At 34.7% G+C, this 22302-nt stretch carries 19 protein-coding genes; 12 read left to right on the top strand and 7 right to left on the bottom strand.

Going from position 1 to position 22302, the window contains the following annotated elements; genetic code table 11:
- The first annotated feature begins 226 nt into the window (after nucleotides 1-226).
- Nucleotides 227-1555, top strand: a complete 1329-nt coding sequence (gene ffh / locus J8281_RS01780) for a signal recognition particle protein (protein ID WP_210195867.1) — start codon at nucleotides 227-229, stop codon at nucleotides 1553-1555.
- A gap of 135 nt (nucleotides 1556-1690) precedes the next feature.
- Nucleotides 1691-2578, top strand: coding sequence for a bifunctional 5,10-methylenetetrahydrofolate dehydrogenase/5,10-methenyltetrahydrofolate cyclohydrolase (locus J8281_RS01775; protein WP_210195866.1), 888 nt, complete (start codon nucleotides 1691-1693; stop codon nucleotides 2576-2578).
- 900 nt (nucleotides 2579-3478) lie between these two features.
- Here the strand turns inward: J8281_RS01775 and J8281_RS01770 are convergent.
- The 3 genes from J8281_RS01770 to rho form a co-directional block, all read right to left on the bottom strand.
- Nucleotides 3479-4639: a hypothetical protein gene (locus J8281_RS01770; RefSeq protein WP_210195865.1), complete on the bottom strand. Its 1161-nt coding sequence runs from the start codon at nucleotides 4637-4639 to the stop codon at nucleotides 3479-3481.
- Between the two features lie 829 nt (nucleotides 4640-5468).
- The gene (gene msrA / locus J8281_RS01765) at nucleotides 5469-6137 is read right to left on the bottom strand and encodes a peptide-methionine (S)-S-oxide reductase MsrA (protein ID WP_246848935.1); all 669 of its coding nucleotides are present in this window, start codon (nucleotides 6135-6137) and stop codon (nucleotides 5469-5471) included.
- Nucleotides 6138-6865: 728 nt separating this feature from the next.
- The gene (gene rho / locus J8281_RS01760) at nucleotides 6866-8509 is read right to left on the bottom strand and encodes a transcription termination factor Rho (protein ID WP_210195864.1); all 1644 of its coding nucleotides are present in this window, start codon (nucleotides 8507-8509) and stop codon (nucleotides 6866-6868) included.
- A 200-nt stretch (nucleotides 8510-8709) separates the two neighbouring features.
- Here rho and J8281_RS01755 point away from each other — a divergent pair, with 200 nt between their 5' ends.
- A complete protein-coding gene (locus tag J8281_RS01755) occupies nucleotides 8710-9120 on the top strand; it encodes a DUF4293 domain-containing protein (protein ID WP_210195863.1) in 411 nt (136 codons plus the stop codon).
- A gap of 57 nt (nucleotides 9121-9177) precedes the next feature.
- On the opposite strand, the gene J8281_RS01750 is transcribed toward J8281_RS01755, so the two are convergent.
- A complete protein-coding gene (locus tag J8281_RS01750) occupies nucleotides 9178-9672 on the bottom strand; it encodes a metallophosphoesterase family protein (protein WP_210195862.1) in 495 nt (164 codons plus the stop codon).
- A gap of 106 nt (nucleotides 9673-9778) precedes the next feature.
- On the opposite strand from J8281_RS01750, the gene truA reads away from it, so the two are divergent.
- Nucleotides 9779-10540 (top strand): tRNA pseudouridine(38-40) synthase TruA, encoded by a 762-nt coding sequence (gene truA / locus J8281_RS01745; RefSeq protein ID WP_210195861.1) that lies wholly within the window; start codon nucleotides 9779-9781, stop codon nucleotides 10538-10540.
- Nucleotides 10521-12284 (top strand): ABC transporter ATP-binding protein, encoded by a 1764-nt coding sequence (locus J8281_RS01740; RefSeq protein WP_210195860.1) that lies wholly within the window; start codon nucleotides 10521-10523, stop codon nucleotides 12282-12284. Before truA ends, J8281_RS01740 begins: the two co-directional genes overlap by 20 nt.
- 134 nt (nucleotides 12285-12418) lie before the next feature.
- Here J8281_RS01740 and cdaA read toward each other — a convergent pair whose 3' ends face one another.
- Together cdaA and folP are read right to left on the bottom strand one after the other, a co-directional pair.
- On the bottom strand, nucleotides 12419-13195 hold the full coding sequence (gene cdaA, locus J8281_RS01735) for a diadenylate cyclase CdaA (protein ID WP_210195859.1): 777 nt from the start codon (nucleotides 13193-13195) through the stop codon (nucleotides 12419-12421).
- Nucleotides 13196-13416: 221 nt separating this feature from the next.
- On the bottom strand, nucleotides 13417-14244 hold the full coding sequence (gene folP / locus J8281_RS01730; RefSeq protein ID WP_210195858.1) for a dihydropteroate synthase: 828 nt from the start codon (nucleotides 14242-14244) through the stop codon (nucleotides 13417-13419).
- 68 nt (nucleotides 14245-14312) lie between these two features.
- Here folP and J8281_RS01725 point away from each other — a divergent pair, with 68 nt between their 5' ends.
- The 7 genes from J8281_RS01725 to J8281_RS01695 all read left to right on the top strand — a co-directional run bounded on the left by J8281_RS01725 (nucleotide 14313) and on the right by J8281_RS01695 (nucleotide 21330).
- Entirely contained in the window at nucleotides 14313-14867 is a 555-nt protein-coding gene (locus J8281_RS01725; RefSeq protein ID WP_210195857.1) for a DUF1599 domain-containing protein, read from the top strand.
- 307 nt (nucleotides 14868-15174) lie between these two features.
- Entirely contained in the window at nucleotides 15175-16836 is a 1662-nt protein-coding gene (locus tag J8281_RS01720; RefSeq protein WP_210195856.1) for a BT_3928 family protein, read from the top strand.
- Between the two features lie 8 nt (nucleotides 16837-16844).
- Nucleotides 16845-17918, top strand: a complete 1074-nt coding sequence (locus tag J8281_RS01715) for an ABC transporter permease (RefSeq protein ID WP_210195855.1) — start codon at nucleotides 16845-16847, stop codon at nucleotides 17916-17918.
- Between the two features lie 49 nt (nucleotides 17919-17967).
- A complete protein-coding gene (tpiA, locus tag J8281_RS01710; RefSeq protein ID WP_210195854.1) occupies nucleotides 17968-18723 on the top strand; it encodes a triose-phosphate isomerase in 756 nt (251 codons plus the stop codon).
- Nucleotides 18724-18749: 26 nt separating this feature from the next.
- Nucleotides 18750-19589, top strand: coding sequence for a 50S ribosomal protein L11 methyltransferase (gene prmA / locus J8281_RS01705; protein WP_210196072.1), 840 nt, complete (start codon nucleotides 18750-18752; stop codon nucleotides 19587-19589).
- Between the two features lie 59 nt (nucleotides 19590-19648).
- Nucleotides 19649-19924, top strand: coding sequence for an ATP-dependent Clp protease adaptor ClpS (locus tag J8281_RS01700; protein WP_210195853.1), 276 nt, complete (start codon nucleotides 19649-19651; stop codon nucleotides 19922-19924).
- A 545-nt stretch (nucleotides 19925-20469) separates the two neighbouring features.
- Entirely contained in the window at nucleotides 20470-21330 is an 861-nt protein-coding gene (locus J8281_RS01695; RefSeq protein WP_210195852.1) for a M57 family metalloprotease, read from the top strand.
- 443 nt (nucleotides 21331-21773) lie between these two features.
- Here the strand turns inward: J8281_RS01695 and J8281_RS01690 are convergent, their stop codons facing one another.
- Entirely contained in the window at nucleotides 21774-22145 is a 372-nt protein-coding gene (locus tag J8281_RS01690; RefSeq protein ID WP_210195851.1) for a hypothetical protein, read from the bottom strand.
- Between the last annotated feature and the right edge of the window lie 157 nt (nucleotides 22146-22302).

The following is a 22302-nucleotide window of genomic DNA, read 5'->3' as shown; positions in this document are numbered from 1 at the left end:
CTAACTCTGCAACTTTGCAGCCTTATGGCTCAACGGCTTAGTAACCTAGATTCTTAGCAACTTAGCAACTCACAGACTCACCCACTCACAGACTCAAAAACTCACAAACTCCGCAACTCATCAATTCCATAACTTTGTAGCTTAGAAATCTGGTAATCCACGATAAATCCCTAAATTTGCATTTTGCTATAAAAACACATAGCTATTTTCAAAATAGGATATACATATGTTTGATAATTTAAGTGATAAGTTAGATAAAGCGTTACATATTTTAAAAGGTCACGGGCAAATTACTGAAATTAATGTCGCCGAAACATTAAAAGAGGTACGTAGAGCCCTGGTAGATGCCGATGTAAACTATAAAATTGCCAAAGAGTTTACGGCAACAGTAAAAGAAAAAGCACTGGGACAAGATGTTTTAAAAAGTCTTAAACCAGGGCAACTTATGGTCAAGTTGGTAAAAGATGAACTTACCGAGTTGATGGGTGGGGATGCTGCAGGAGTTAATTTATCAGGAAACCCTGCAGTAATATTAATGTCAGGACTTCAGGGGTCTGGTAAAACTACGTTTTCAGGAAAATTAGCCAACTTTCTCAAAAATAAAAAAACTAAAAGACCGCTATTAGTAGCATGTGATGTATACAGGCCTGCTGCGATTGATCAATTACATGTAGTAGGAGAGCAGATTAATGTTGAGGTGTTTAGCGATAGAGGTAATAATGATCCTGTAGCTATTGCTAAAGCAGGAGTTGCACATGCCAAAGCCAACGGTTTTAACGTAGTGCTTATCGATACCGCAGGTCGATTAGCAGTAGACGAGGCAATGATGACAGAAATCGCGAATATTCATAAAGCCATACAGCCTGATGAAACTCTGTTTGTTGTAGATGCTATGACAGGTCAGGATGCAGTAAATACAGCCAAAGCCTTTAATGATGTTTTAAATTTTGATGGTGTTATTCTTACCAAATTAGATGGTGATACCAGGGGTGGTGCCGCAATATCTATAAAATCTGTAGTCAACAAGCCGATTAAGTTTATCGGTACCGGAGAAAAAATGGAGGCTATCGATGTATTCTATCCTTCTCGTATGGCCGATCGTATTTTGGGAATGGGAGATGTGGTTTCTCTTGTAGAAAGAGCTCAGGAACAATTTGATGAAGAAGAAGCGAGAAAGTTGCAAAAGAAAATCGCTAAAAATCAATTTGGATTCGATGATTTTCTAAAGCAAATTCAGCAGATTAAGAAAATGGGTAATATGAAAGACCTTGTTGGTATGATTCCCGGAGCCGGAAAAATGATGAAAAACATGGATATCGATGACGATGCTTTCAAACATATTGAAGCCATCATCCATTCGATGACCCCGGTAGAGCGATCCAAACCCCAAATAATCAATGCCAGTAGAAAAAAACGTATTGGTAAAGGCTCAGGAACGTCGATACAACAGGTTAACCAATTGCTAAAACAGTTTGATCAAATGAGTAAAATGATGAAGATGATGCAAGGCGGTGGTGGAAAACGAATGATGCAGATGATGGGGAAAATGCGATAGTACATTGCCTCTGGGCAAGCTCACGAGGCATTCGTTGAAAACAATTTTTCAATTTCGAGGCAAGCCCGGGGGGGGGTATTATATACTTTGGTACAGCCAATACATTTAAATAATAGATAGAATATAATTAGGGGAATGGAAATACTTGATGGGAAAAAGGTCAGTAATGATATTAAGGAAGAGATCACTGCTGAGGTTCAAAAAATAAAGCAACGTGGCGAAAAAGTTCCACATCTGGCAGCTGTGTTGGTAGGTAGTGATGGTGCCAGTTTAACATATGTAGGTAGTAAGGTAAAAGCTTGCGAGCGTGTTGGTTTTGAGTCTACTTTGGTTAGAATGCCAAGTACAACCAGTGAAATTGAATTGCTAGCTAAAATCAAAGAACTCAATGAAAATGAAGATATCGATGGTTTTATAGTTCAGTTGCCCTTACCCCCGCAAATCGACACCCAAAAGGTATTGTTAGCAGTAGACCCAGATAAAGATGTGGATGGTTTTCATCCTATGAATTTTGGAAAAATGGCTTTGGATATGTCTACCTTTATACCCGCTACACCTTTTGGGATATTAGAGTTATTAGAAAGATACAATGTAGATACCAAAGGAAAACATACGGTAGTTATAGGTAGAAGTCATATTGTGGGGCGACCTATGAGTATTTTAATGGGAAGGAAAGGGTGGCCAGGTAATTCTACGGTAACACTAACCCATAGTCATACCAAAAATATCACACAAATTATTTCTCAGGCAGATATTGTAATATCGGCATTAGGAGTACCAAATTTTCTCAAAGCTGAAATGGTAAGAGATGATGCTGTAGTGATAGATGTCGGAATTACAAGGGTTGCCGATGATACTAAGCCAAAAGGGTACAGCATAGTAGGTGATGTTGACTTTGAAAATGTAAGTAAAAAAGCATCTTATATTACTCCTGTTCCAGGTGGTGTAGGTCCTATGACTATAGCAATGTTACTCAAAAATACATTATTAGCCAGAGAAAGACATAGAACTGCATCAAACTAATATATTTTTGAATGGTTTCATTATTATAGAGAATACTAGTAAAACCTCTTCGAGATAAAAATATACCTAAGTAGGTACTAATCCTAATACAACTTGAACATAAGCTTTTTTCTTCTGTCTTGTTGTGCAGTCTTTTATATCTGTCGATAGCAATGGTTTTTTTAATGAGGAAGGAAGGAAAATGAACAAGTAGATTTGGTAGTATATTCTTATGGCGCTGTTTTAAAATAGTCTATACAAATCTGTGTTCGATGATTAATTTGTTGAATAGTATTCATTTACTTTCGCCTGCCTTGGTTGAGACATTCTATAAAAATTTTATCTAGTGATTGAACTGACGTAAACATCCATCCCTTTTTCCGCGCTCTATCTCGCCAGTCCTTACTTTGGTATCGCCTTCAAAAGAAAGGGAGCAAAGCCCCTCTTTAAAAGCTTGTACTAAACTGGTTTTATATCACTTCCACTTTAAAACTACTCACTAAAGATTGCCCTTTTCCGTTTATACTTCGACATAAAAAGCAACCGTAGCTAGGGCCTATAATTGAGTTTTCTTTTTTGTCTAAACAAAAAGTGACTGCCTTTTATTTGAGCAATTTCAAAGTAGAACTGGTATTAGTAAGGGAATTAAAGAGATGTTTTACTTGCTGGTTTTCTAAATATTACGCAATACATCAATGGTAGCGGAGTCTAGACCTGGTTAATGAACCTAAAAATAATCTTTTGATCTTGTATGAGATACCCTGGTGCAGAATAGGTCTTCTGAAAATCAGTAAATTAACAATCCAACTCAGCTCTTAAAAAAGAGTAAGAAGTTATAAAAAAAACGTTAGGACCTAAGTCCTAACGTTTTTTTACATTTATATTTTGGTGATTGAAAATGTATATAATACTCTTTATTTATTATTGGCCACCGTCATTATTAAATGACTCAGGTGATATATTGTCATCGCTACCTGTAGTATAACCACCGCTAGATGGTAACAAGTCAAGCGCTAAGTTGTAAGAAGGAACGTTAATACCCTTTGAAGTTTTAACCGTATTGAAATTTAAAACTTGATTGCTCTTTTCGTATAAAGCATTTTTAGTAAAGGTTCCAAATTTCTTACCATTTACAACATTTTCTCTCCAGTCTCTACCGTAAGCAATTTTAAGATAGTACTCTCCCTCAGGAATGTTTCTTATAAACTGGGTAGTATTCGAATTAATATACGTTACACGAACTAACTCATCATCTTTTTCTGTTTGACCCATCTTGTACATTTTAACTACTACCTCAGTATTCTTACCTACTTTAATTTTTAAATAGTTATCTAATTTGTAATCAAACTTACCTTTAAAGTTAAATGATTTTGGCGTAGCACCAGACTTGTAAGATTTCTTCTCCCAACTAGAATACTTATCTTCTCTGCTAACAGTCATTGCTGCTGCAGTAGGCTTACTCGTATTAGAGCTAGATCCATAAGAAGAAGTAGTAGATTCAATAGGAGTAGAAGCTACATCACCACCTCTAGCTGCTCTACGACGTGCTTCTTCTAATGCTTTTTGAGTTTCTCTGGTATCTGCTAATGCTTTTTGAGCGGCTGCATCTTTCGATCTTTTAGCTGCCTCAGCATCTGCAATAGCTTTTGCTGCGTTGGCCTCAGCTTCTCTCTTCAATCGCTCTGCATCTGCAATTGCTTTTCTGGCCGCTTCTTCTGCTGCTCTTTTGGCTGCTTCTGCCTGTGCAATTGCTGCCTGTGCTGCTGCTTTGGCTGCCTCTCTTTTTGCTGCTGCTTCTGCTGCTGCTCTTTCTGCGTCTGCAATTCGGCTGTCTTGTGTTAATAATCTAGTAAGAACAAAACCGTTCATACTTTTATACTGTATTGCACTCCAGTCTCCGTAATTTGAACTCATAACATATACCTGCGTTCCTTGAGGAACTTCGGCTATAGTATTAAATGTTAAATCGGGACCACTGCGAACTTCTAATTTTTGAGAAGACATTAAATATTGCCCATCTTGTGCATGAGCTGTCGAGAACGTAATCACCAAAAGTAGAATAAATGTAAAAATAGATTTCATGTCTCTTGTTTTTAAGTAGATTGGGTTAAAAATTATTTCTGTTATATTATTCATTTAAGTATTAATAACTAAAATTTAGTCTAAAAATTGCCTTTCGAAAAAAGTATCCTATCAAAATTAACTCTAATTTCTTCTAATTCCTCTCTTTATGTATAAAGTTTAGAATGTTAACAATTTTAAAGAACTTTTTTGATTGTAATGATTTGTTTATCAATAATTTAACAAAACTTTTTTATACTAAAACTTTAATATTTTGTATTAAAATACTGGTATAAAAACCATTAAATCAGACTCAAAAGTAGTGTTTTAATATGAAAAACACAACTTCTTTCAACTTTATTTGTCTAAAAATACTATTTTTTTTCAATCATTTTGTGTTTTTCAGCGATTATTTTGTGTATTACAACTGATTTTTTATTCATTTTAAAGGCGTGATGTCGGTTTCACTTTTCTTAAGTGTTCATGAGTATAGAAAAGTAAATTTTTCCTTTCAAACTTTAAAACGGTAGTGTTTCCAGTTTTTGAAAATTTAACAGTGTTTAACCCGCATTAGACTTTAGAAAATCCCCCGCCTACCATTTTATCTAGAAAAAGGCGGACAGGTATTACGGCTTAAAACTACCGCAAAACTAAACCTTGCGTTATGTTTTTAAGTGTCACCGTAGTCCTTTGACTCCACTATTAAGGCAAACTGTTATGTTGAAACTTAGAAAAACATGGCCAACGTTACGTATGCTCAATGCAATGCTTCGTTGTGACATTTTCAAACCTCATAACGACATTCTAACACATAAACTGGATGTAACAGATGTACCGAATACACAATTTTTTAATGGTTTTTCTTTACAAGATCTGGGAATTTGGCCTGGAATTTTTTTAATCTTGGTATAGAAACATTTCGAATATATGGATTATTTGGATTTCTCTTCTCGTAATCCTGATGATAGGCTTCTCCTTTCCAAAATTTTTGAAATGGTTGTATTTCTGCAGCTATTTTTTTGTTCAGTGTATTGCTTAAGGTTTCCTTTTTTTCTTCTATAATTTGCTTTTGTTTTTCATTTTGATAAAAAATTATAGAGCGGTATTGCGAACCATGATCGGGACCTTGACCGTTGATTTGTGTTACATTTTGCGATCCAAAATACACATCTACAAGGGTAGCAAAGGATACCATTGCCGGGTCGTAATGTACCTCTACTGCTTCTGCGTGACCAGTGCGTCCGGTATTACTACTTTCGTAAGTAGGGTTTTCGGTATGACCGCCAGAATATCCCGAAACAGATTCCTTAACACCTTTTACACTTTCATAAATTGCTTCTACGCACCAAAAGCATCCACTAGCAAAATATGCCCTTTCTAGTCCGTCGACACGAGGTACTTGTACAGGTTGAATATTTATAGTTGTTTCTTTTTTGTTTTTTACTGACTGACCTTTACTTTGACAACTGCTAAGTACTATTAAAATGGTTGTCATCATTATATATGATGTTCTTTTCATACGTTTATATGTTTTGAATTGTTTGAAAATGAAATAATTAAAAAATTGAGAACGCGTGTAACCGCTGCGTTCTTACGTTAAAAATTTTAAACATTCCCTTTTGTGAAATAATGTTTAAAATTTATTATTGAGTATCCGCTATACATCATAAATTTAACTTTAATGTCTGGTCGAGCGCAGTTGAGACCTGATTTAGAGCTCGTTGGATTTACTAACCTATGGACTGCGCTCGAGGAAACAATGCGATATGATTAATTACGGATATTCATTATTTATTACTATTCGTTTCATGGTTTTTATTTTATAGTATTGAATTAATCGAAGTGTTGCTGTAAACCTTTAACCCGAATGAGGCATAATAAAATCTATTACACTCAACATATCATCAAAAACAAACACTGCACTATATTTTTCAATGTCACTGTAGCGGTGCTACAAAGAAATTGAGAAAACACTTGTTTTTATTGGCACCGCCAAAGGGAGCAATATCTCTTTAGGCTTACTGCGAAATTAAACAATTATTTTTAACGAATGCCTCACGGGCTTGCCTGAGATAGTGTACTCTAAAACTATGAATCTTTTACTCACACTTATTACTATTGGTCAGCATATTTTAGTAAAACTTGCATAGTATACCCTATTTTTTTGAATATTTGAATATCCGTAAAATAAAAACAGGCGATCAAAATCGATCGCCTACTTATTCATTGTATCAAGATAAAAGGTGTCTATCCATTCATTGAAATCAGGAATTCATCATTATTTCTAGTTTGTTTAAAACGCTCGTTAATAAACTCCATAGCTTCAACCGGATTCATATCTGCAAGATATTTTCGCATAACCCACATTCTTTGTATCGTGGTGTCGTCTAATAATAGGTCATCTCGTCGAGTACTTGAAGAGGTAAGGTCTATGGCCGGGAAGATACGTCGATTAGATATCTTGCGGTCTAATTGTAATTCCATATTACCGGTTCCTTTAAATTCTTCAAAAATAACTTCGTCCATTTTTGATCCTGTTTCTGTAAGGGCAGTAGCAATTATGGTTAATGAGCCTCCATTTTCAATATTTCGTGCGGCTCCAAAAAATCGTTTTGGTTTATGTAATGCATTAGCATCGACACCACCACTCAAAATTTTACCAGAAGCAGGTTGTACTGTATTATACGCCCTGGCTAGTCGGGTTATAGAGTCTAATAAAATGACTACATCATGTCCACATTCTACTAATCGTTTTGCTTTTTCTAATACAATATTAGCCACTTTAACATGCTCATTGGCTTCTTTATCAAAAGTTGAAGCAATTACTTCGCCCTTAACATTACGCTGCATATCGGTAACTTCTTCAGGTCTTTCATCGATCAATAAGATCATTTGATACACTTCGGGGTGATTGGCGGCTATGGCGTTCGCCACGTCTTTTAATAGCATCGTCTTCCCGGTTTTGGGCTGCGAAACAATCATACCTCGCTGTCCTTTACCTATAGGTGCAAACAAATCCATGATTCTAGTAGATATGGTGCTTTGCTTTTCTGCAATATTAAATTTTTCCTGCGGAAATAGAGGGGTCAAATGCTCAAAAGAAACTCTATCTCGTACAACTTGTGGGTCTAGACCATTAATCTTATTAACTTTTATTAATGGAAAATATTTTTCCCCTTCTTTTGGAGGCCTAACTTGTCCGAGTACGGTATCTCCTGTTTTTAAACCAAAAAGTCTGATTTGGGATTGAGATACATATATATCGTCTGGAGAAGATAGGTAGTTGTAATCACTAGATCGCAGAAAACCATAACCATCCTGCATGATGTCTAAAACGCCTTCGCTTTCTATAATCGCATCAAATTCGAAGTCTGGTTCTTTGTAACGATTTCTATTATCTCTATTGCCGTTTTCTTTTTTATTATTTCTATTTTTATTTTGAGTTTTATCGTTCCCTCGATTGTTTCGATGATCTTTTTTATCATCTTTTCCCTGTTGGGGTTTGTTATTGTCGTTGTTGATATCGTGTTTCGAATTTTGATCAGAACCGTTATCTGTACTGTGGTCAGTTTTACTAGATGGCGTAGTTTCTTTACTATGGTCTGCTACCGACTTTTCTTTTTTACTACCTTGATTATTTGAAGTTTCATTTTTTCTGGTACGTGGTCGTCTTTGTCTAGAAGCAGAGCTGCCCGTTTCTGTATTCGATTTTGGGGTAGTATTTTCTTTTTTTGGCTCTTTTAACTGATCAGGATTTGAAGCTTGATAGTCTAGTATTTGGTATACTAAATCTAGCTTTTTAAGAGAGCGGTATTTTGGTACGTTTAGGCTTTTTGCAATTTCCTGTAATTCAGGAAGCTTTTTCGCTTTTAATTCAGAAATCTCTAACATTTAAATGTATTGTATAATTTACGTTTTGGTATCTATTTTCTAAAGAAAAGAAATCTAGGAAAATTTTGTTTTGAAGGTAAGTAACCCTGATTGAATTGGTTACATAATTGTGATGCAAGTATACAACTTTATTTTTAATCTTTTGCACATATTTATAAAAAGAAACCCTTATTTTTGCTTTTCGGTTACAAAAAGATGTAATGTTACAAAGGATACAAACAATTTATCTTTTATTAGCTGCGGGAGTTTCTGCAGGATTGGGTTTCTATTTGCCATTTGGTATGAATAGTGAGGGTATACCATTATATATGCAAGATGATGTTTTTGTTATGGGAATGTTGATAACTTCAGCCTCATTTTCGTTACTTTCAATTTTTTTATATCATAATAGACAGCTTCAATTTGTATTGGGGCGTATCAATATCTTATTAAACTTTATTTTACTAGGAGTATTCGTTTATTGGTCGCTAAAGGTATCTGGAGAGACTTCGGTCTCAGAGAAAGGTATTGGGATGATCATACCTATTATTTCTATCGTTTTATTAGTTATGGCCAATAAAGCCATAAAAAAGGATGAGCAGCTTGTAAAATCAGTTGATCGATTACGATAAACCTAAAATCTTAGTAGTATTAGTGCGTTAAAACCCGGAGTATGCCAACTTCGGGTTTTATTTTTTACCTAATTCAATAACTTCCAGATTTTCAATTTTCCCGGTTTCGAGGGTAAATCTTAACATGGTTCTTATTTTATGGAAACCGTGTGTTCCCGCCGCACCTGGATTCATATGCAATACCCCGTGTTTTTTATCTGGAATTACTTTCAAGATATGTGAGTGACCACAAATAAATAACTGAGGAGGGTTGGTTTCAATCTCGTTTCTGGTAAGACTATTGTATTTGGGGGGATAACCTCCTATGTGAGTCATCCAGACAGCAACACCTTCACATACGAACCTTTGGTGTAACGGGAACGTAGCTCGTATTTTATCGTGGTCGATATTTCCATATACTGCTCGAACGGGTGCTTCAGTTTCCAGAGCATCAGTAACCTTTAAATCACCTATATCACCTGCATGCCAAACTTCATCGACCTGAGATGCGTAATGTAATATACGATCATCGATGTGACTGTGAGTATCACTTAGTAAAAGAATTTTTTTCACAATTCGAATATAAAAATCATTTTAGAAAAAACAGAAACTACGCTATAATATGTTTCAGTAATATAAAAAGTATATTTGCTTTCGGTTTTGACAAAAATAAAACACTTTGAGATACTTTTTAGAACTTTCGTATAACGGAGATCCTTTTCACGGCTGGCAACGACAACCCAATGCTATTTCTGTTCAAGAAGTTCTAGAAAACTCATTGTCTACGTTATTAAGGGGTAAAACAGCTGTTGTGGGAGCTGGGCGTACCGATACAGGAGTTCATGCAAAACAAATAATGGCTCATTTTGATCATCATGATACTCTAGAAAATCAAGATTTTGTTTATAAGCTTAATTCAATTTTACCCGCAGAAATTGCTGTGCACAGTATAAAAAAAGTAAAAGAAGAATCGCATGCTCGTTTTGATGCTATAAGTAGATCATACGAGTATCACTTGCATCTTAAAAAGGATCCTTTTCTAAGTAAAAACTCTTATTATTTTAGAAAATCGCTTGATGTAGATGTGATGAATGAAGCTGCCAAATTACTGTTAAACTATACAAATTTTAAATGCTTTAGTAAGTCCAAAACCGATGTAAAAACGTATAATTGTAACATAACGGAAGCAATTTGGATTAAAAATCAAGATCAATTAGTTTTTAAAATTACGGCAAATCGTTTTTTACGTAATATGGTAAGGGCTATTGTGGGAACTTTAATTGAAATAGGAATACACAAACTTTATGTACATGACTTGATAGCGATTATAAAAAGTGAGGATCGTAGTCGTGCAGGGTATTCTGTTCCTGCTCATGGCCTGTATCTTACGAGTGTTAACTATCCAAAAGAAATCTATATAGATGGCAGAAAACAGCGGTAATGCTTTTGATTTTAAACTTTTTAGACGATTGGTAACCTATACCAATCCGTATAGGCTTACTTTTTATTTTGTAGCCTTTGCAGCCATTTTATTATCGGTCTTTGCCATATTAAGACCCTATCTTTTGCAACAAATCATTGATAAAAGTTTGATGCCAGAGAGTACCGAGCTTTTAGTCGATTTTACTGTAATGATGCTTGCTGTGTTACTTCTAGAGGTTATTTCTCAGTTTCTATTTATTTATTTTGCAAATTGGCTAGGTCAGGAAGTGATACGCGATATTCGAGTTACACTTTTTGATCATATGTTGACATTTAAGAAGCAGTATTACGATCAATCGGCGGTTGGTCGATTAGTTACCCGGGCGGTAAGTGATATTGAGACGATTGCTAGTATTTTTAGTCAGGGTCTTTTTATGATCATTAGCGATCTTTTAAAAATGATGGTGATCTTGGGATATATGTTTTATCAAAGTTGGCGACTTACTTTGATCGTTTTGGTAGTTTTACCATTTATACTGTATGCCACAAGAGTTTTTCAAAAGAAGATGAAAATAGCTTTTGAAGAAGTTAGAACTCAGGTCTCGAACTTGAATTCATTCGTTCAAGAACGTATTACTGGCATGAAAATAGTGCAGTTATTTACTAGAGAAGCATCAGAGTACAAAAGTTTTAAAGAAATTAATGAGCAACATAAAAAGGGTTGGATCAAAACGGTTTGGTACAATTCGATTTTCTTTCCGATTGCAGAAATGTCCAGTTCAATTACTATTGGTCTTATTGTTTGGTTTGGAGGCTTACAAGCTGCTCAAGGCGACGTACTTACTGTGGGTGTGGTGATTGCATTTATAGAACTGTCTCAAATGTTATTTCGGCCTTTACGTCAAATTGCAGATAAGTTTAATACGTTACAAATGGGTATGGTAGCTGCACATCGCGTGTTTAGAGTGCTGGATACCGATTCAAAAATAATAGATCAAGGTAATCTTAAGCTAGAAAGTGTTCAAGGCAGAATTTCGTTTAACGATGTCAGATTTAGCTATGTTGATGATGAAGAGGTTTTAAAAGGAATTTCACTTCAAGTAAAAGAAGGAGAAACAATAGCAATTGTTGGTGCCACCGGTGCTGGAAAATCAACTATTATAAATTTACTAAGCAGGTTTTATGAAATTAACAGTGGTTCTATCACTATTGATGATCATGATATTACTACTATTACATTAGCGTCATTGCGTAAGCATATTGCTGTCGTATTGCAAGATGTATTTTTGTTTGCAGACACTATATTTAATAACATCACACTTAATAATCCGAACATTTCTGAAGAACAAGTGTACAAAGCCGCAAAAGAAATAGGTATACATGATTTCATTATAAGTCTCCCCGAGGGATATCAATACAATGTTAAAGAGCGCGGAGTAATGTTATCTTCCGGTCAACGACAGCTTATTTCTTTTTTAAGAGCTTTTGTAACTAATCCCGAAATTTTAGTATTAGATGAAGCCACTTCGTCTGTAGATTCACACAGTGAACAATTGATTCAAGATGCTACAGATAGGATTACCAAAGGAAGAACATCAATTGTAATTGCTCACCGTTTGGCAACTATAAAAAATGCAGATAAGATTATTGTAATGGATCAGGGTAAAATTGTTGAAGAAGGGAATCACAACGAACTTCTGGAAATTAAAGATGGATATTATCGAAATCTATATGAAGTGCAGTTTGCAACTGTCGTAGATTAATAATCAATGAACGTTTGCTTTATTTGTTACTAATCGCTACTAAAGATGTTGTTCCGGTTTGTAATTGTTGCCGTAGCATCCGAATTACAATAAATTTGTTTCAAATAGAAAGACATCTAGAATTTATAGATACACTACTCTAAATCTCTTTTAATTTTTTCTTCTAACTCTTCCTGGGTTTTATACATTACGAATTCACCATTTTTGATATATGAAAGTTTACCGGTTTCTTCGCTTACGACAAGAGAAATCGCATCAGTTTTTTCAGTAATTCCTACAGCAGCTCGATGTCGTAACCCAAAACGCAAAGGCATGTTATTATCATTACTTACGGGTAAAATGACTCGCGTAGCAACAATGTGATTATCTTCTATGACCATAGCGCCATCATGAAGTGGACTATTTTTATAAAAAATACTCTCGAGAATAGGAGTATTCACCATAATATCCATAGCGTCTCCCGTAGTTTTAACAAAATCAAGCGAGGTATTTCTCTTAATAACAATCAAAGCTCCGGTATTTGATTTTCCCATATGAACACACGCCTCTAGAATCGCCTTAACGTTGGTTACGCTATCCTCGGGAGTATCCCTTATAAACTTTAACTGTCTCAGAAATTTTCGTCTACGCCCAAAATTAGTAGAGCCTATCATAAGCAAAAATTTGCGTATTTCTTGCTGAAAAACTACGATAAGAGCAAACATTCCTACACCAATAAACTCACCTAAAACACTGCTTAACATTTCCATAGCGAGTAACTGCGTAAGTTTCCAGACTAGATAGATGATAACTATACCAATAAAGATGTTAATAGCAGCAGTTCCTTTAACCAACTTGTAAACGTAGTATAATAACAGGGCAACTAGAACGATGTCAAGTACATCAAGTATTCGAAGATTAATTAAATCCAAAGTCAGCAGTTTTTGTAAAAATAGAAAAATTAGCGAAACCATGTTTCGAAAAGCCTAAAAAGCATGCGTAATACCAAAATCAATAGGGTATTAAAATAAATGGCACCAACTCAATTTTAATCGATAGCATTTTTCTTGAAGCAAAGTCTTGGTATGGTTCATTTTTTTAGCAAATTGAAAAAAGTTTACATCAGTTTTGTGCGAAGTAAAGTATGAACCACTTATGCTCTTTTTGTATGATCAACCAGTTTGATGCATTCTACAGCTTCTTTAACATCATGCACCCGAAGGATAGCAGCACCATACAACAAAGCTATGGTATGTAAGGCAGTAGTACCATTTAATGCTTCGTTCGGAGAAATTTTTAGTGTTTTATAAATCATCGATTTTCTGGACACCCCTACGAGTAAAGGAAGATCATGTATACCAAGTAATTGAAGTTTATGTAAAAGTTCAAAATTCTGATCGGTATTTTTTGCAAAACCAAAACCAGGATCTATCACAAGATCGTGTATACCCAGTTTTCTTGCGGCAGCTACTTTTTCAGCAAAATAAATATTCATTTCATGTACAAGATCGTCATAGCTTGACAGAGAACTCATAGTTTTTGGAGTTCCCTTCATATGCATCATAATATATGGAATGTTTAATTTTGCTACAGTAGTCATCATCTGGTTATCAAAATTCCCCGCAGAAATATCATTTATGATGGATGCTCCGGTTTCAATACTATGTTTTGCTATTTCACTTCTAAAGGTATCGATGGATAGCAATATTTTTGGGAAAGTACGAGTCAATAACGCCACAATAGGGATGATCCTTCTTTTTTCTTCTTCTTCAGAAACGTGATCTGCTCCCGGTCTGGAAGAGTAGGCTCCCACGTCAATAAACGTGGCACCCTCGTGTAACATTTTTTCTACCTGGGCTATAATTTGATGTTCATTCTTGTACTTGCCACCATCATAAAATGAATCTGGAGTCACGTTTAAAATCCCCATCACTTTGGGTGTAGATAAGTCTACAATAGTGCCATTACAGTTTATAGTCATTATTTATTTAAACTTCGATTTTTTTAATTCCCATAATAAAGCGAAATTTACACAAAATTCAACAGTTTATGCAAGATACATCGGCTCAATATGACAAAGTGATTACTTCATGTCGAGACCTTTTTATAAAAAAAATGAAAGATTACGGGAGTGCCTGGAGAATTTTAAGGCTCCCATCCTTGACCGACCAGATTTTTATAAAAGCACAACGCATAAGAAGTTTGCAAGAAAATGAAATTCAGAAAGTAGACGAAGGCGAAGCGGTAGAATTTATTGGAATTATCAATTATAGCATTATGGCACTCATACAGCTAGAACGGGGGGTAGCGAATCAACCTGATCTCACCGCAGAAGAAGCAGAAAAATTATACGATAAGCATAGCAATAGTACCAAAGAGTTAATGATGAATAAGAATCACGATTATGGTGAAGCATGGCGTGATATGCGAATAAGTTCGCTTACAGATCTGATTATTCAGAAACTTCTTCGTGTAAAGCAAATCGAAGACAACAAAGGGAAGACTTTGATAAGTGAAGGCATCGATGCAAATTATCAGGATATCATTAATTATAGCGTATTTGCAATGATTCACTTAGAATATTTGGATAAAATCGATATATAAAATACTGTTAAATCAATGCAATAGATGGTTCGCAGTATTTATATTGTAAAGCTGTAATAGTTGTTCTATTCTTTTTAATCCGGTTTATGCATTAGAATTTAGTTATAAGGTTTGAAAATACCACGACAAAACATTGCTTTGGGCGAGATGTAGCGTTGGAATAGTGTTTTCTAAGTTTCAGCATAGCAGTCTACCCTGAGCGGAGTCGAAGGGCTACGGTGAAACTTAAAAATACAACGTAGTGCTTGGTTTTGCAGTTAATGATTAAAAGTCAAGATAAGTTTAATAAAAACTAATTTCAAAATTGATGAAAATACTAGTTACATTCTCAAGAATTTTTGTAGCAGCGCTTTTTCTGTTTTCCGGATTTATAAAACTAAACGACCCGCTTGGTTTTTCTTATAAATTACAAGAATATTTTGGTGAGGGAGTTTTGAATTTAGAATTTTTGATACCCTATGCATTACTCATTGCTGTTTTTGTAGTCATATTCGAAGTTGTATTGGGCATTACGTTACTTTTGGGTTATTTGCCAAAATTTACGGTTTGGTCTTTACTTGTGATGATCATATTCTTTACTTTTTTAACATTCTATTCTGCCTATTTCAACAAAGTTACCGATTGTGGTTGTTTTGGAGATGCTTTGCCACTAACACCTTGGCAGTCATTTACAAAGGATATTATTTTATTGGTATTCATACTTATCTTATTCTTCGGAAGAAAATATATCAATCCTATACAGCCAATAGCTATGCATAAATGGGTTGTTTTTGCAAGTTTTACAGCTTGTTTGGGATTGGCGTATTACGTATTAATGCATTTACCGGTGTTTGACTTTAGAGCTTATAAAATTGGAACTAATATCGAAAAGGGTATGCAGGTACCAGATGATGCGCCAAAAGCAGAATTCGCTTACCACTGGAAGTTTGAAGTACAGGGAGAAGAAAAAGTTATAACGACCAGCGGCAATTACCCAAAAGTAGATGGAAAATTTATAGAAGTAGAAACAGAAACAATAAAAGAAGGATACGAACCCCCTATTCATGATTTTACTATCGAAAAGGGTGGTTTTGATTATACTGCAGAATTTTTGACAAGAGCAAATGTACTTGCCGTAGTCACCTATAATCTTTCGAAAAGTGAAGAACCTGGTCTAACAGCTATCAAAGAAGTGACCGATGAGGCTTTATCTTTGGGGTACAACGTTATCGGTCTTACAGCCTCGACGCCCGAGAAAATGAAGGAAATAAAAGAAAAGTTCGATCTAAACTTTAATTTTTATACAACAGATGAGACCGCTTTAAAAACGATAATAAGATCTAATCCCGGAATCATACAATTAAAAAAAGGCACAATTGTAGAAAAACTACACTGGAATGATGTCTCAGAACTAAAACTTGATAAAGTAGTGCCCGCAAAACCAATAATCAATGAAACTTTAAAAGCCCAACTGGATAGTATTATGCAACTGGATCAGGCCGGTAGAAATGAAGGGGACGTTTCTTGGAAAGCGCAACAACAAATAGACAGTACCAATACAGTATTTATAGAAAACGTGTTCAAAAAGCACGGCTACCCAGGTAAATCATCGGTTGGAGAAGAAACCAGTATGGCAGCATGGTTGGTTATTCAGCATTCAGACAAGATTGATGCGTATTTGCCTCTTATAAAAGAAGCCGGAGAGAAAGGCGAATTAAGTAAAGTTTATGTAGCTATGATGGAAGACCGGTTGCTAATGCAACAAGAAAAAGAACAATTGTATGGATCACAAGGTATGACATTACGTATGGATAACGATAACTCTATTAGTTTTATATGGCCGATTAAAAATCCTAAAGAGGTTAATAAAAGAAGGCAAGCGCTGGGATTTAAAGAGACGGTAGAAGTGTATAGCCAACGTTTACATGATATTCCATACAAGGTATACACGCTAGAAGATGTAAAAAAGTTAAAACAAACTGCGAAGTAATATAAGCCATGCTACAGTACATCTTTACTAAACTGAGTTATGCATTGCTTACATTACTAGGTGTTGTTACTGTTATATTTTTGCTTTTTACATTGCTTCCCGGAGATCCGGCACAGATGATGCTTGGGCAAAATGAAAATCAAGAGCAATTGAATACGGTACGGCAGAAATATGGTTTTGATAAGCCTATCGCTACACAATACATATATTATCTTAATGATCTTTCTCCTATATCTTTTCATAGCTTAAGTGAAGAAGATTTTTCATATTTGGATCACAACAAATATTCGGCTTATCGATTATTGACATTTAAAAAAGTGGCAGTAGTAGCCAAATTACCCTATTTAAGAGATTCATTTCAAAAAAATGGAAAAAAAGTAAGCGCGGTCATTAGTGAAACATTGCCTAATACTGCCATACTTGCAATTTCTGCAATATGTATAGCTATTGTATTAGGAATTTTTCTAGGTATTATTAGCGCATTAACAAAAGATCGATGGCCAGATGGAATAATCCAATTAGTAAGTACCTTGGGGATGAGTGTTCCTTCATTTTTTAGTTCGATCATTTTTGCATGGTTATTTGGCTATGTTTTACATGAAATCACAAACTTAAATATGACCGGAAGTCTCTACGAAGTAGATGATTTTGGTGAAGGACGCTATATCCAATGGAAAAATTTGATTTTACCTGCGATAGTTTTAGGCATACGACCTCTGGCGGTAGTCACACAATTAATGCGAAATTCATTACTAGAGGTGATGAATCAAGACTATATTCGTACAGCGAAAGCCAAAGGGCTTTCAAAGTATCAAATCATAAGAAAACACGCCTTTAAAAATTCTCTAAATCCTGTAATCACCGCAATATCAGGATGGTTTGCCAGTATGCTGGCCGGTGCCGTATTTGTAGAATATATTTTTGGGTGGAACGGATTGGGAAAAGAAATTGTAGATGCGCTAAACACCTTAGACCTTCCTGTAATTATGGGAGCTGTGTTAGTGATTGCAACCCTATTTATACTAATTAATATATTAGTGGATATTGTTTATAAATGGTTGGATCCGCGTATCATTCTATAAAAAATTACTACAAAAAATTTACGTATAACCACTATTTAATACTTAATTGATGAGAAAAAAAATTGTAGCAGGAAACTGGAAAATGAATAAAAACCTGGCAGAAACAGGGGAATTGATTGCAGCAATGAAAAGAAATTTTGAGAATGCATTAGAGGCAGACATCATTATCGCTCCAACATTTACTAATCTTTACTACGCTTTTGAAGAATGTAAAGACTTAAAAGTTAAGGTAGCTGCTCAAAATATGCATCAAGAAGAACAGGGTGCGTATACCGGAGAAGTTTCTGCCGATATGCTAAAAAGTATAGGTGTCGAAACAGTCATCCTAGGTCATAGCGAGCGAAGAGCGCACTTTGGTGAGACTGATGCACTTTTGGCCAAAAAAGTAAATACAGCATTGGCGCATCATATGACAGTTATTTTTTGTTTTGGAGAAGAATTAAAAGACCGCAAAAATAAGGAGCATTTCTCTTTAGTAAAACATCAATTAAAAAATGGACTCTTTCATATAAAAGATGAAGATTGGGATAATGTAATATTGGCCTATGAACCTGTATGGGCTATAGGAACCGGAGAAACCGCTAGTCCAGAACAGGCTCAGGAAATGCATGCGTTTATTCGTAAAACCATTAGCGAAGCATATAGTACTAAGATTTCAGACAACGTTTCAATTTTATACGGCGGAAGCGTAAAACCTAATAATGCCAAAGAAATATTTGCAAAACCAGATGTAGACGGCGGATTAATTGGTGGTGCTTCACTCGACGCCAAAAGTTTTGTTACTATAGCTAATGCTATTTCATAATTTCTGTACTCATTAGGCTTACTATGATGTCGAACTCTATCTATCTTGGTTATTATTTTAAAGTGAATCCTCTTCAGCCTGCTAGCGAAATATTAATAGCAGAATTGGGAGAGGTGGGTTTTGAGAGTTTTGTTGAAACAGAAGAAGGTGTAAATGCCTACATCACTAAAAAAGACTGGCACAAAGATATACTTGATGATATCTATATCTTAAATTCGGAAGAGTTTACGATTAGCTATTCTTCCGAAGAAATTGAACAAATAAATTGGAATCAAGAATGGGAGAAGAATTTCAGTCCCATACTTGTAGATAATAGATGTAGCGTGCGAGCTCCTTTTCATGAACAGCCACAAGTTCAATATGATATTGTGATCACACCAAAGATGTCGTTTGGAACCGGACATCATGAGACGACCTATATGATGATTCAGCATTTACTGGATATGGATCTTCAGGATAAAAAAGTTTTAGATATGGGGTGTGGTACGGGAGTGCTTGCCATCTTATCCGAAATACGAGGCGCTCATCCTATTGATGCGATCGATATCGATCATTGGTGCTACCTAAATACTTTAGAAAACATAATGCATAACCAATGCCAACATATTACAACGTTCCAAGGCGATGTAAGCTTGTTATCTAATAAAAAATATGATGTAGTCATTGCTAACATAAATCGTAATATTTTGCTTCAAGACATTAAGTCTTATGCCGCCACTATGTCTAAGGGAGGACAATTATTACTAAGTGGTTTCTACTTCGAAGATCTAGATATCATCACAAAAGAATGCGAACATTACAAGTTAAATTATGAGCATCATATTGTTAGAAATAACTGGATAGCAGCTTCTTATACGTTAAAGTGATCTGTAGAATTGCTAAATATTTGGATAAGTTATTATATTTGTACAAAAGAATGTAAAACATGAGTGCCCAGGAAAAAGTTGTTGAAGAAATTCTTGAAAAGTCCGTAGATCAAAGTAATAGTGAAATTGTTTTGTACAATGACGATGTAAACACTTTTGATCATGTTATTGAAACTCTTATAAGTAGTTGTGAGCATACGGCAGTACAAGCTGAGCAATGTGCATTATTAGTACATTACAAAGGTAAATGTATTGTTAAGACTGGTAGTTACGAAGAATTGGTTCCGAGATGCTCAAAATTACTTCAGGCGGGTCTAAGCGCTGAAATTGTATAGGCGTAAATAAATACTACACCCTAGAAGCCCTAAATTAGGGCTTTTTTTGTTGAAATTACTATCGTAACTATTTATTGATACTCATTAATACAGTAATAAACGTAGTTAACCATCACAATAATGTATCATTTGAATACAATACATAAGAAGTTGTTAAATAATTAAAATAGTGAACGTAGTACTATAAAATTTAACTTTTATCAGAAAAAACCTTCAAGTTATATTTATTTGGTGCAGTAACATTTTGTTAAAATTCTTACCATAGTTCGTATTTAATGTTTTTAAAAAATATTCGAGATGGATCAATTTTGCACTTTATCGATTTGAAGATTATATAAAAGTAGTAAAATCACCATTTGCCTTGAGATTATATTATGGTTTTCCCGTATTTTTAATGAATATCTCAAAAAATTGATCAATTTTTACAAAAAAATATCATATCTTCAAACATTGATTATAAAAAGTTCAAAGCTTTTAATTAAAACTATAAAATTAGCCTAACTATCTAATTTTATATGTGATAACACAAACTCAACTTATTAAAAATGAAAAAAATCAAAATTATAGCGCTTAGCGTTATGGTAGCTGGTATGGCTACGTCGTGTCAAAAAAGTGATGTCTCTAATGAAATCGAACCAGAAACATCTGCTGTAGAACTTTCAAAAAAACATCAAGTTGCTTTACTTGAGGCAGGAGTGAATCCTTACAATGCGGTTTATGCTACTGTAGCTTATCCTGATGGTACTTCAAAGGAAGGGATTGCCGCAGGAACTGTAGGAAATCGAGATATCTTCATTGCATTAGATAATTTAGTCGAACAGGCCTTGGCCACAGAGGCTGAAGGAAATAAGCAATATAGAACCAGAAACCTCGTAAGTCGAGGAAGAACAATTAATGTAGTAGGTTACACTGGTGGTCGATTCGCATTAACAAATCGGATGAGAAATGGTCTAAGTGCAGCTGTAAGAACGTATAATAGTCTTAATCTTTCTTTGAGATTTAATTTACGTTTTGCAGCAACGACTAATGCCGATATGGTAATTTACAATGCAGGTGGTTCTAATGCCGGCGGGCAGGCAGAATTCCCTCAAGGAGGAAGACCTGGTAAATTTATTCAAATTTTTGGCGGTATGGATAGACAAAGTTCAGGTAACAATACCCATGTAATGATTCATGAAATGGGACATGCTCTTGGATTTAGACATACAGATTATGCCAGAAGAAGATGTGACGGTACAAACGAAGGCGCTTCAAATGTAGGTGCTATTCGAATTCCAGGAACACCATCGGCTAATCGATGGGGGCAAAGTGGTTTGGATAGTGATTCGGTAATGATCTCTTGTTTCGGTAATGAAGACGGAAGAATTAGTAGATTTGATCGAATTGCCTTGCAAACACTATATTAAATTATTGTAACAAAAATAATAGCTTTGATCTTTATCCCATCTCGAATTTTCGAGATGGGTTTTTTATAATTGTGTATACTTTGAATAAAAGTTGTGAATCAAGGTAAGAAACTAATACTTAGTTCTTGATTGTCCGTTATAATACCTAAAATTTAACTGAGAAGTCATCCTGAATTCATTTCAGGATCTCATTACGTTTATTTTCAGTACATTGAGATGAGAAGCTGAAACGAGCCTGTGCTGAACTCGTTTCAGTTTTCAGCTTGACACAAATCGTTTAGGTTAAATTACGTATATTCCTAATTAGTTCAAATTGAGTGTGATGTAGTTCAATATTTCATAGTAATCCACTCAATATCTATGTAGATTTAATTGATAGTAGCTACAATAAATTTAGCATAAGAAATAACTTATTGTATACTATCTACAACCTATCAATACACTTACTTCGATTTGGATAGAATAATTTCTTTATGTTCTAATGCTTTATCATAATCGGCCTTTACCAAGGTTATCGCATTAAAAAATTTTGTCCCGTTTTCTTTTTGAAGTATCACTACAGTTGATCCGTCTTCGTTTTTTTCAATTTTTGTTACGGTTACATTACTTCCTGCTAATGCCTTATAATTAGGAATTCCTCCTTTTTTAATAATAAAATTTGCTTTTGGAAATTTAATAAACTGATATCCCTGAGTAGAAGGTTGCCCTAATGTGATCACATCTCCAACCTCTATTGTATTTTGTAACGGAACGGTAGTACTTTGGATTTCAAAGGTCAAAAATGATAATACCGCAAAAAATAAGATTTTTTTCATAAGTCTATTAGCGTATTAGTAATAATACTTCAAATTTTTATAAAGTTACTAATTAGTACGTTGTATTCAAAAAATCGATTGGTTAAATAAAAGTTAATCTGTTAGTGTTTGATAGCATTACTTTTATTTTTGCAAGGAATAATTTGAGAGAAATTTA

The sequence above is a fragment of the Aquimarina sp. U1-2 genome, from assembly GCF_017897595.1.
Taxonomy (GTDB): Bacteria; Bacteroidota; Bacteroidia; order Flavobacteriales; family Flavobacteriaceae; genus Aquimarina.
This window is presented reverse-complemented; position numbering and strand designations above follow the sequence as displayed.